The organism is Microbacterium lacticum (assembly GCF_006716815.1).
Classification (GTDB): domain Bacteria; phylum Actinomycetota; class Actinomycetes; order Actinomycetales; family Microbacteriaceae; genus Microbacterium; species Microbacterium lacticum.
The window spans coordinates 149,600-159,756 of the sequence record NZ_VFPS01000006.1 but is presented as its reverse complement, the minus strand read 5'-3'; the positions used below and the strand labels follow the sequence as shown (position 1 = coordinate 159,756).

General features: G+C 70.7%; 11 protein-coding genes and 1 pseudogene. 4 read left to right on the top strand and 8 right to left on the bottom strand.

Annotated features, from left to right (window positions below; translation table 11 throughout):
* The 4 genes from FHX68_RS13920 to FHX68_RS13905 all read right to left on the bottom strand — a co-directional run.
* Positions 1-842: AI-2E family transporter (locus FHX68_RS13920; protein ID WP_141920315.1), on the bottom strand; the 842-nt coding region annotated here is incomplete at its 3' end.
* A 16-nt stretch (positions 843-858) separates the two neighbouring features.
* Positions 859-1,554: a hypothetical protein gene (locus FHX68_RS13915; RefSeq protein ID WP_141380792.1), complete on the bottom strand. Its 696-nt coding sequence runs from the start codon at positions 1,552-1,554 to the stop codon at positions 859-861.
* Positions 1,551-2,447 (bottom strand): ABC transporter ATP-binding protein, encoded by an 897-nt coding sequence (locus FHX68_RS13910; RefSeq protein WP_141380791.1) that lies wholly within the window; start codon positions 2,445-2,447, stop codon positions 1,551-1,553. Before FHX68_RS13910 ends, FHX68_RS13915 begins: the two co-directional genes overlap by 4 nt.
* Entirely contained in the window at positions 2,444-2,827 is a 384-nt protein-coding gene (locus FHX68_RS13905) for a GntR family transcriptional regulator (RefSeq protein WP_141380790.1), read from the bottom strand. The genes FHX68_RS13910 and FHX68_RS13905 overlap by 4 nt, the downstream gene beginning before the upstream one ends.
* 248 nt (positions 2,828-3,075) lie before the next feature.
* Here FHX68_RS13905 and FHX68_RS13900 point away from each other — a divergent pair.
* A pseudogene (locus FHX68_RS13900) lies at positions 3,076-4,100 on the top strand (CBS domain-containing protein).
* Between the two features lie 239 nt (positions 4,101-4,339).
* A complete protein-coding gene (locus FHX68_RS13895; protein WP_141380798.1) occupies positions 4,340-4,639 on the top strand; it encodes a chorismate mutase in 300 nt (99 codons plus the stop codon).
* A gap of 5 nt (positions 4,640-4,644) precedes the next feature.
* On the opposite strand, the gene FHX68_RS13890 is transcribed toward FHX68_RS13895, so the two are convergent.
* Both FHX68_RS13890 and FHX68_RS13885 read right to left on the bottom strand, forming a co-directional pair.
* Positions 4,645-5,454, bottom strand: coding sequence for a hypothetical protein (locus tag FHX68_RS13890; RefSeq protein WP_229661624.1), 810 nt, complete (start codon positions 5,452-5,454; stop codon positions 4,645-4,647).
* Positions 5,455-5,479: 25 nt separating this feature from the next.
* The gene (locus FHX68_RS13885; RefSeq protein WP_141380789.1) at positions 5,480-6,520 is read right to left on the bottom strand and encodes a hypothetical protein; all 1,041 of its coding nucleotides are present in this window, start codon (positions 6,518-6,520) and stop codon (positions 5,480-5,482) included.
* Between the two features lie 93 nt (positions 6,521-6,613).
* Here FHX68_RS13885 and FHX68_RS16205 point away from each other — a divergent pair, with 93 nt between their 5' ends.
* Positions 6,614-6,937, top strand: coding sequence for an ATP-binding protein (locus FHX68_RS16205; protein ID WP_170214249.1), 324 nt, complete (start codon positions 6,614-6,616; stop codon positions 6,935-6,937).
* A complete protein-coding gene (locus FHX68_RS16030; protein ID WP_255314027.1) occupies positions 6,849-7,502 on the top strand; it encodes an AAA family ATPase in 654 nt (217 codons plus the stop codon). Before FHX68_RS16205 ends, FHX68_RS16030 begins: the two co-directional genes overlap by 89 nt.
* 160 nt (positions 7,503-7,662) lie before the next feature.
* Here the strand turns inward: FHX68_RS16030 and FHX68_RS15355 are convergent, their stop codons facing one another.
* On the bottom strand, positions 7,663-7,803 hold the full coding sequence (locus FHX68_RS15355; protein WP_170214248.1) for a hypothetical protein: 141 nt from the start codon (positions 7,801-7,803) through the stop codon (positions 7,663-7,665).
* 5 nt (positions 7,804-7,808) lie between these two features.
* Complete coding sequence (gene purL, locus FHX68_RS13870; RefSeq protein WP_229661625.1) at positions 7,809-10,130, bottom strand: phosphoribosylformylglycinamidine synthase subunit PurL; 2,322 nt, start codon at positions 10,128-10,130, stop codon at positions 7,809-7,811.
* Positions 10,131-10,157 lie beyond the last annotated feature (27 nt).

Below are 10,157 nucleotides of genomic sequence, written 5' to 3'. Positions count from 1 at the left end.
GGCAGGCCGAGGAACAGATACAGCAGGAACGCGACGAGCGAGTTGAAGAATGCCAGCACGACCATGCCGCCGAGGTAGCCGCCCACCGACTCGGTGATCTGCTCGGTGATCTCGGTGGTCGTGGAACGCAGACGCGCCGGCCACAGGCGGTAGAACGCCTGCTTGATCTCGGGCAGCGAGGCGAGGAAGTACAGGCTCAGCACGATGATGATGATGATGCCCGAGATCGTCGTACCGATGCTCAGCCCGATCGAGAGCACGCCGCCGCCGATCGCGGCGACGTTGTTCGGGTCGGTCAGGAACTTCTGCAGCTCGGCGAGCAGGTCGGGCGCCTGGTCGCCGAACTGGGTGACGAGCCACGCGAACAGGTCGGAGCGCTGGAAGTCGCCGATCATGCCGGGCAGGTCGCGGATGAACTGGGCGATCTGCTGGATGACCGTGGGGACGATGAGCCAGAGGATCGCGATGATCACGAGCGCGAACACGAAGTAGACCACCGTGATCGCCCACGCACGCTTCATGCCGCGCGCCTGCAGCCGCCGCACCAGCGGGTCGAGTCCGAGCGCGGCGAACATCGCGAACGCGATGTAGATCCAGATAGTGACGAGGCTCGTGATCGCCATGCCGAGGGCGAAGGCCACGAGGCCGCCGAACGTCAGGAAGAACCCGATGACGAACGGATGGTTGAGGTTCGCCCAGATCGTGCGCGCGGGCGTCTGGTTCTCGAGCGCGACCGTCGTCGCGTCGGGCGTCGGAACGGCCTCGCCGCCAGCGCTCGTGGCGGCACTGGCGGCGGTCGCGTCGGCGGAGCTGCGGTACGGCGTCGGTTCGGGTTCGCCCATGCGTCACACTCTAGGGTCAGACGGTCGTCTTTCGGAGGACCGCGGCCGATCCGAGCGCCTGCGCGATCGTGATCACCGCGAGCACGACCGTCAGCCCCCAGACGCCCGACTCGACGATGAACCCCATCACCTCCGGCCACGACCGGGTCACGGTGATCAGCCAGATAGCGGCGAGCAGCACGAGGGCGATGCCCACGAGGATGAGCGTCAGCCGGAACGACCCCCACCGCTTGTACACGGTCGCCGCCCAGAACCCGAGGGTGAAGACCATCATCGTCAGAGTGAAGAAGAACAGCCCCGCCGCGAGCGGCCCCGACGCCCACAGCCAGTCGAGCGCGAAGAAGTAGCCCCCGATGCCCCAGCCGTTCGTGGCGATCTCGATGAGCCCGCCGACGACGAAGATGAGGGCGAGGATGCCCGCCGTCAGCGCCGCGGTCAGCATCGTGCCGAGGAAGAACTCCCGCCGGGTGACGCTCAGCGCCTGGGAGAACGGGAACGTCAGCGTGAGGGCCTGCACCCCCACCGCGATGAAGTACCACAGCGGTGCCTGGGCGCCGCCGCCGTACATGTTGGTCGTGACGCCGCCGGCGGCGATGATTCCCCAGATGATCAGGGAGATCACGAAGGAGCTGCCGAGGATGAGCAGCGGCACCCACACGAAGGTCTCGCGGTTGGCCAGCTGCATGCGGACGACGTTCAGCGTGCGGCTCATCGGAGTGCTCCTTCCGCCGCGGGCTGCGCGGCATGCTGGGTGAGGCGGACGATCAGCTGTTGCAGTGACACGGGTGCGAGGTCGAGCCCGGATGCCTGGAGGGCGGCCCGATCCGCGGCGGTGAGCTCGCCGAGCACCGTGACGCTCGTGACGTGTCCGAGGCTCTCGCGGTGGATGACCTCGCGGCCGGCGGCGAACGCCTCGACGACCGCCGCGTCGCCGACGATCGTGGCGGCGCGCGAGCGCACCGCGTCGGTCTCCTCGTCGAGGAGGATGCGACCGCCGTCGATGACGACGACCCGCTCGATGAGGTTCGACACCTCGTCGATCAGGTGACTGGAGAGGATGACGGTGCGCGGGTGCTCCGCGTAGTCCTCGATCAGCCGGTCGTAGAAGAGCTGGCGCGCGACGGCGTCAAGCCCGAGGTACGGCTCGTCGAAGAACGTGATCTCGGCCCGCGAGGCGAGCCCGATGATGACGCCCACCGCCGAGAGCTGCCCGCGGGAGAGCTTCTTGATGCGGGTCTTCAGCGGCAGCTCGAACGCCGCGACGAGTTCGTCGGCGAAGCCCTGATCCCAGTTCGGGAAGAACAGGCTCGCCATGCGGAACGCGTGCGTCGGGAGGGCGTCCTCGGGGTACTTCTGGCTCTCCCGCACGAAGCAGATGCGCTGGAGCACGACGGCGTTCTCATACGGGTCCGCGCCGAACACGCGCGCCGTGCCCGACGTGGCGAAGTTCTGCGCGGTGAGGATCGACATGAGTGTCGTCTTGCCGGCGCCGTTGCGGCCGAGAAGGCCGTAGATCGTGTTCTGCTCGAAGGCGAGAGACACGTCGTCGAGGGCGAGGGTCTCCTTGTAGCGCTTGGTGAGGTGCTGCACCTCGATGACGGTCATGGGCGGTTCCCTTCGGTACGGTGTGCGGCGGCCCGCTCCCGCAGAAGCTGGGCCAGGTCGTCGGCGTCGAGGCCGAGAGCGGAGGCCTCGGCCAGGAGCGGGTCGATGTAGCGGTCGGCGAAGGCCCCGCGACGCTCTGCGATCAGCTGCGCGCGGGCGCCGGGAGCGACGAACATGCCGATGCCGCGGCGTTTGACGAGGATGCCTCTTTCGACGAGCACGTTCACTCCTTTCGCGGCGGTGGCGGGGTTGATGCGGTAAAAGGCGGCGAGTTCGTTCGTCGAGGGCGCCCGCGCGTCGTCGGCGAGGCTGCCGTCGAGGATGGAGTCTTCGACGTTCTCGGCGATCTGCAGGAACAGCGCCTTTCCTTCTTCGATCACTCCGCCGCCGTTCCTGGTTGATGGGTTAGTTACTTGACTAAGTAACCACAGAACCTTGCGCGACGCAAGCCCCGATCGATCGCCACGCGCCCGCGCGTAGCGACTGAGGCGCCGAGTGTCCAATTTGCACGCCCATGTCGATGCCTGAAACGTTGGGGAGGTGGCCCGACGCCGGCCCTGCAGAGCGCCCGTGGCCGGCACCCGGGCGTGACCGATGCAGCCTGTGCACCGGGCTGCCGAGGTGTTCTGTGACTCTTGCTCCTGAGACCACCCCTCGCGAGGCGACTGGCGAGACCGCGCCGCTTCTCGAGGCGCGGAACCTGTTCAAAGTGTTCGGCCGAGCGCCCAAAGACGCCGTGCAGCGACTGCGCCGAGGCCAGACCCGCGCCGAGGCCGCCGACGCCGGTACCGCCGCCGTCATCGACGCGAGCTTCTCCGTGCAGCGCGGCGAGATCTTCGTGATCATGGGCCCGTCGGCATCGCCCGCGCCCTCACCGCGGGCACCGACATCCTGCTGATGGACGAGGCGTTCTCGGCGCTCGACCCGCTCATCCGCCGCGAGATGCAGGAGCAGCTCGTCGAACTCCAGCGCAAGCTCGGCCGCACGATCGTGTTCATCACGCACGACCTCAACGAGGCGATGTTCCTCGGCGACCGCATCGCCGTCATGCGCGACGGCCGCATCGTGCAGAACGGCACGCCCGAGGAGATCCTCGCCGATCCCGCCAACGACTACGTCGCCCAGTTCGTGCAAGACGTCGACCGCGCACGCGTGCTCACCGCGGCATCCGTCATGGAGCCCCCGCACGCCACCATGCCGCTGAGCGCGGGCGTGCGCGGCGCCCTGCGCACCATGCGCGCGCAGCAGACCAGGGCGCTGTTCGCCGTCGAGAACCGGCGCCTCGTGGGCGTCGTCACCGATCGCGCCGTCATCCGCGCCGTGAAGGCGGGCGAGACGGACCTCCGCCGCGTGGTGGATGCCTCGCCGCGGGCACTCCCGACGGTCGGACCCGACGACCTGCTCACCGACATCGTTGAGACCGCCGTCGAGGCGACCGTGCCCCTCGCGGTCGTCGACGAGAACCGACGCCTGCTCGGCGTCATCCCGCGCGTCACCCTGCTCGCCGCGCTCGGCAATGTGCCGGCGACGACCCGCGAGATACCGATCATCCAGAGCCCGATCGACATGGTCGCCGAGTTCACCCCGCTCGTCGACACCGTCGCCGGAGGCGCCCCCACCCCGGGCGAGCCCGCGACGGAAGGAGCACGATGATGGACGGATTCCGCATTCCCCTCGGCGAGTGGGCCGAGACGGTCATCGACTTCCTCGGCGACGCCCCGGGGGGCCTCTTCGACGCGATCGCGACGATCCTCGCCGCTGTCTACGAGGGCCTCGACTCGGTGCTGAGCACGCCGCCGTTCTGGGTGATCGTGCTCGTCTTCGCGGCGCTCCGCGGGGGCGAGCCCGGTCTTCGGCCGGTCTCGCCCCCGCTTCGCGATAAAGTCGGGGGCATGAGCGAGCAGCCCGACCCGTCCGCGACTCTCGTGCGTCTGCGCGGGAGCATTGACAACATCGACGCGGCGCTCATCCACATGCTGGCCGAACGCTTCAAGGCGACGCAGCAGGTCGGCGTGCTGAAGGCCGAGCACGGGATGCCTCCCTCCGACCCCGCCCGCGAAGAGCAGCAGATCGCGCGCCTGCGCCGCCTCGCCGCCGAGGCCGACCTCGACCCCGAGTTCGCCGAGAAGTGGTTCAACTTCGTGGTCGCCGAGGTCATCCGCCACCACACCGCCGCCGCCGAAGGCGCCTGACGGGATCAGACCGCGTCGTCGGAGGAGGCCGCGGCGGGCGGGGTCTGCGGGGGCTGTGGGTTCGCGGGTGGCTGCGAGGCCGCCGGCGGCGGCGCGGGCATCTGCGGGGCCTGCGCGGCGAGGGGTAGCGCGACCTTCTCCTCGAGCACGGTGATCGCCTCGTCGGAGACGACGATGAGCCCCTCCAGCTCTTCGCGCACGCGCTTGTAGGCGATCTGGCGCTCCGCCGCGGTGGCGCCGCCGTCGACGGCGACCGACAGCAGCTGCTGCGCCGTCTGCAGGCGCTTGCGCTCGGTCTCGGAGAAGTCCGAGTCCTTGAGCCGCCGCGCTTCGCGCTCGGCGACGTCGAAGGCGACCTCGTAGTCGGTGACCGCGCTCGCGTAGGCGGCGAGCTCCCCGTCGGTCAGGTGGGCCTTGGGTGAGTCCGGCCGCAGGCGGTCGGCGGTCTTCTTGGCGCGGAGGAACGCGGCAGTGAGCGGCTGTCGCCCGTCACTGATCGTCGGGTAGGCGATGAGCTTCGCGACGTCCAGCTCGTACTCCAGCCAGCGCGCGGTGACCGCGTCGTGCTCGGCGAAGAGCTTCTCGAGCTGCGGCTGGGTGGGCGACGCCTTCGTGAGGGGCTTCGGCTCGGTCGCGTGCGCGACCTGCTTGGGCGGCTCGGCGGCCTTCAGCGCCGCCTTGGCCTGCAGGATCTCGAGACGCCGCTTGTGCCGCGAGCGCGCGCCGCGCTCCCACCGCTGGCCGAGGCCGCCGAGCACGCCGAGGACCGGGAACGCGAGCCACCAATAGCCGGCCAGAAACTGCCAGAAGTCCACCGTCACACCTTACGTGCGTGCGCCCTCACGGGCGCGGCGGGCGGGCACTCCGCGACGGAATCGGCCAGACCGGCGGAGCCGGTGGGGCATCGGATGCCTGGTCGGCGCGAGGCGTGCCGGTGGTCTGGTCGCCCCCCGGGGAGGCGTTCGGCGGGGTCGGGCGCGTCGTGGCATCCGGCCGCTGCCGTGCGGGTTGCTCGGACTTTGCCGGGTGCTCGGGCGGCGCGGGCTGCGTGCGCGGGGCGGTGGCGCGGGCGAGCGCCTCGGCACCGCGCGCCAGCACGCTCTGCGTGAGGTTCTGTGCGATCTCCTGAGCCGAGACGACCCACGCAGCGGGTGCTGCGGCATCCGGGCCGGGGCCGGCGGGCGCCGAGCGGTCCTTGCGCGCGAGGCGCCAGGCCTCGGCTTCGGCGGCGTCGAACGCGCGGCCGAGGCGGGCCACGCCGTCGCGGTAGGCGGTGAACTGGGCGGGCGTGATCCGCACGTCGGGGGCGGCCGGTCGGAGGGCACGGGTCGTCCTCAGCTCGGCGAGGAAGGCGGCCGTGGTCGGTACGCGTGCATCGCCGAGGGCGGGGAAGGCGAGCTGGCGTGCCGCATCCGTCTCGTACTGCATCCAGCGCGCGGTGATCGCGTCGTCGGTGGCCATCAGCCGGGCGAGCGGCAGCTGGGCCGGGTCGGCGCCGCGGCCGCTCTGCGCGCTCAGCGCGACGCGGTCGGCCGACAGGTTCGCCCGTCGTGCGCGCACTCCCGCCGACGCCGCCCGCGTGTTGCGCTGCGCGGCGTCGAGCGCGCGCCGCGCCGCGGCGACCTCGGCGTGGCTCGCACGGCCGGCGGTGGCCTCGGCCTGCACCTGCGAGAGCTCGGCGCGGGCGACCCGCACGCCGACGCGTGCGGCCGCGGCATCCTGCCGCGCCTGGCGCAGCGCATCGCGCGACGCGTCATAGGCGAGGCGACGGGCCTTCGTCGAGCGGCCGCGGCGCAGCCCGATCCAGCCGAGGGTGCCGGCGCCGATCATCGTCGGGCCGATCCACCAGAACTCGGCGATCGCCGTCCACACTGGATCCACCTGGCCATGGTATCGAGCATGCCTGAAAGGAGAACGGGGGTGGTGTTGCCCGGCGCGCGCCCCGGTGTCGCATGCTCGTGCCAGCATGAGGGGATGACCGTCTCGAGCGCTTCCCTGATCGGCCGCGACGCCGACGTGGCGCGGCTCGACGACGCCCTGGAGCGCGCCCGGTCGGGGTCGCCCGTGTTCGCTCTCCTGCGCGGCGAGGCGGGCATGGGCAAGAGCCGCCTCGTCGACGCGTTCGCCGACCGCCCGGCCGACGACGCGATCGTCGGCGCGGGCAGTGCGTCGATCTCGGAGCGGTCTCCGCGCCGCACGCGCCGATCACATCCGTGCTGCGGGCGGTCGTCGGTGCGCTCGGGCTCGAGTTCGCGCGGGAGGCGGCCGGCCCCGCCCTCGCGGCGCTCACCGAGCTGACACCGGAGGGCGGCTCCGACCCGGCGCCGTCGGCGGAGCCGGCGCGGCCCAGCTGCACGAGGCGATCGCCCTGCTGCTCGAGGCGGCCTCGCGCGAGCGTCCCGTCGTCGTCGTGATCGAAGACCTCCACTGGATCGACGGGGCGAGCCTCGCCGCCGCGCAGTTCTCGATGCGCGCGCTCACCGCGGGCCGGCTGCTGTTCGTGCTCACCTACCGCGGCGAGGACATCGGCCCCCGGCATCCCGCGCGCCCGTTCCTCATCGAGGCCGAGCGCCACCGCGCCGCCGAGCGGTGGGACCTCGGCCCGCTCACCCGCGGTGAGGTGCGCCGCCAGATGCACCAGCTGATCGGCGAGGCGCCCGCGGCCACCGACGTCGACGCGGTCTTCGAGCGCAGCGACGGCATCCCGTTCTTCGTCGAGGAGCTCGTCGCGATCGACGCCTGCCGGCGCGACAGCGCGATCCCCGAGACCCTCCGCGAGCTGCTGCTGGCCCGCTACGAGCGGCTCTCGGGCGACGCCCGCTGCTCGGCGAGTTCGATGATGTCCGCCTCACGGCGACGGTAGACGATGAGATCGAGGTCGGAACGCATGGCGACTCCTTCGGAAGGTGAGAAACGGTGTTCGTCACGTTCCACGGTCGTCGCTAAGGCCCCCGGTGGGCATCGGTCGATCGCCCGATGTTCGGGGCTGAGGCACCTCAGATCCGCGGGTCGCGGGCGCGCGGTCAGCCGAAGATGAGCGCGAGCACCGTCGCGCCGCCGCCGACGAGGATCAGCGAGATGATCACGATCCAGGCGATGACGCGCGTGCGGCGTGCGCGCTTCTCGACGATCTCGTCGAATTCTTCGTCGGAGGGAGCAGTCATGGCGCTCAGCCTACGGGCTCGGCGACCGTCGCGCCGAACGCGGCGGGGAAGGTCGCCTGCGAGATCGCTCGCAGTTCCGGCACCGTGAGGGTAAAGACGTTCTGCACCTCGAGGGCCGGCTCGTCGCCGTCCGCGGCGGGATCGGTCACGCCGATGCGCAGCACCGGGTAGCCACGGCCCTCGCACAGGCCCCGGAACTTCACGTCCTCCTCGCGCGGCACCGACACGATGACCCGGCCGGTCGACTCGGAGAAGAGCGCGGTCGCGGCATCCACTCCGTCGCGCTCCATGATCTCGCGCAGCCACACGCGGGCGCCGACGCCGAAGCGCATGACGGCTTCGGCGAGGGCCTGACCGAGACCACCCGAGGAGAGGTCGTGCGCCGACGAGACGAGCTCCTGCCGCGATGCGGCCTGGATGAGCTCGGCGAGGCGACGCTCGGCGGCGAGGTCGACCGCCGGCGGGCGACCGCCGAGGTGGCCGTGCACGGTGCCCGCCCAGGCCGAGCCGCTGAGCTCGGTCGAGGTGATGCCGAGCAGGTAGATGTTCTCACCGGCATCCTGCCAGCCGCTCGGGATGCGGCGAGCGACGTCATCGATGATGCCGAGCACGCCCACGACCGGGGTCGGGAAGATCGGGGTGTCACCGGTCTGGTTGTAGAAGCTGACGTTGCCGCCGGTGACGGGCACGCCGAGCTCGAGGCACGCCTCGGCGAGACCGTCGACGGCCTGGCCGAACTGCCACATCACTTCGGGGTTCTCGGGGCTGCCGAAGTTCAGGCAGTCGGTGACGGCGGTGGGCACGGCGCCCGTGACGGCGACGTTGCGGTACGCCTCCGCGAGGGCGAGCTGTGCGCCCGTGTACGGGTCGAGCTGGCAGTACCGGCCGTTGCAGTCGGTGGCGATCGCGAAGCCGAGGCCCGACTCCTCGTCGACCCGGATCATGCCGGCGTCGTCGGGGAAGCTCAGCGCCGTGTTGCCCATGACGTAGTAGTCGTACTGGTTCGTCACCCACGAGGTGTCGGCGAGGTTGGCGCTGCCGAGCAGCTCGACGAACTGGTCCTTGAGCACGGCGGGGTCGTCGGTGCGGGGGAGGGCGGCGGCCGAGTCGAGCTGGAGGGCGTCGATCCAGGTCGGGTAGGCGACGGGGCGCTCGTAGACCGGGCCGTCGACCGCGACGGTCGAGGGGTCGACGTCGACGATCTGCTCGCCGTGCCAGAAGATCTGCAGGCGCCCATCGCCGGTCACCTCGCCGAGAACCGACGTCTCGACATCCCACTTGGAGGTCACGGCGAGGAAGGCATCCAGCTTCTCGGGTGCCACGATCGCCATCATGCGCTCCTGCGACTCGCTCATGAGGATCTCCTCGGGAGTGAGCGACGGGTCGCGCAGCAGCACGTTCTCGAGGTCGACGCGCATGCCCGAGCCGCCGTTGGCGGCGAGCTCGCTCGTCGCGCACGAGATGCCGGCGGCTCCCAGGTCTTGGATCGCCTCGACGAGCTCGCCCGCGTAGAGCTCGAGGCAGCACTCGATGAGCACCTTCTCGGCGAACGGGTCGCCGACCTGCACGGCGGGGCGCTTGGTCGGGCCGCCGTCGGCGAAGGTGTCGGATGCCAGGATCGACGCCCCGCCGATGCCGTCGCCGCCCGTGCGTGCGCCGAAGAGTACGACCTTGTTTCCGGCGCCGGTGGCGTTGGCGAGCTTGATGTCTTCGTGGCGCATGACGCCGACCGCGAGCGCGTTGACGAGCGGGTTGCCTTGGTACACCGAGTCGAAGACCGTCTCGCCGCCGATGTTCGGCAGCCCCAGGCAGTTGGCGTAGAAGCTGATGCCGCTCGTGACGCCGTGCACGATGCGGGCCGTGTCGGGGTGGTCGATTGCGCCGAAGCGCAGCTGGTCCATGACCGCGACGGGGCGGGCGCCCATCGAGATGATGTCGCGGACGATGCCGCCGACACCGGTCGCGGCGCCCTGGAACGGCTCGATATAGCTCGGGTGGTTGTGCGACTCGACCTTGAAGGTGACCGCCCAGCCCTCACCGATGTCGACGACGCCCGCGTTCTGGCCCATGCCCACCATGAGGCGGGTCTTCATCTGTTCGCTGACCTTCTGGCCGAAGCGGCGCAGGTAGTTCTTGGACGACTTGTAGGAGCAGTGCTCGCTCCACATCACGGAGTACATGGCGAGCTCGCCTGACGTGGGGCGGCGGCCGAGGATCTGCTTGATCTGCGCGTACTCGTCGGGCTTGAGCCCGAGGGCGCCGTACGGCTGCTCCTTCTCGGGGGTCTCCGCGGCGTGCTGGACGGTATCGGCGACAGGGGTGCTCACGCGGCTGGACTCCAAGACTCGGGTGCC

Bases quoted from the DNA above. Each gene is read 5' to 3' on its own strand.
- FHX68_RS13915 (WP_141380792.1), bottom strand. From the start codon at position 1,554: ATGAGCCGCACGCTGAACGTCGTCCGCATGCAGCTGGCCAACCGCGAG.
- FHX68_RS13910 (WP_141380791.1), bottom strand. From the start codon at position 2,447: ATGACCGTCATCGAGGTGCAGCACCTCACCAAGCGCTACAAGGAGACC.
- FHX68_RS13895 (WP_141380798.1), top strand. From the start codon at position 4,340: ATGAGCGAGCAGCCCGACCCGTCCGCGACTCTCGTGCGTCTGCGCGGG.
- FHX68_RS16205 (WP_170214249.1), top strand. From the start codon at position 6,614: ATGACCGTCTCGAGCGCTTCCCTGATCGGCCGCGACGCCGACGTGGCG.
- FHX68_RS15355 (WP_170214248.1), bottom strand. From the start codon at position 7,803: ATGACTGCTCCCTCCGACGAAGAATTCGACGAGATCGTCGAGAAGCGC.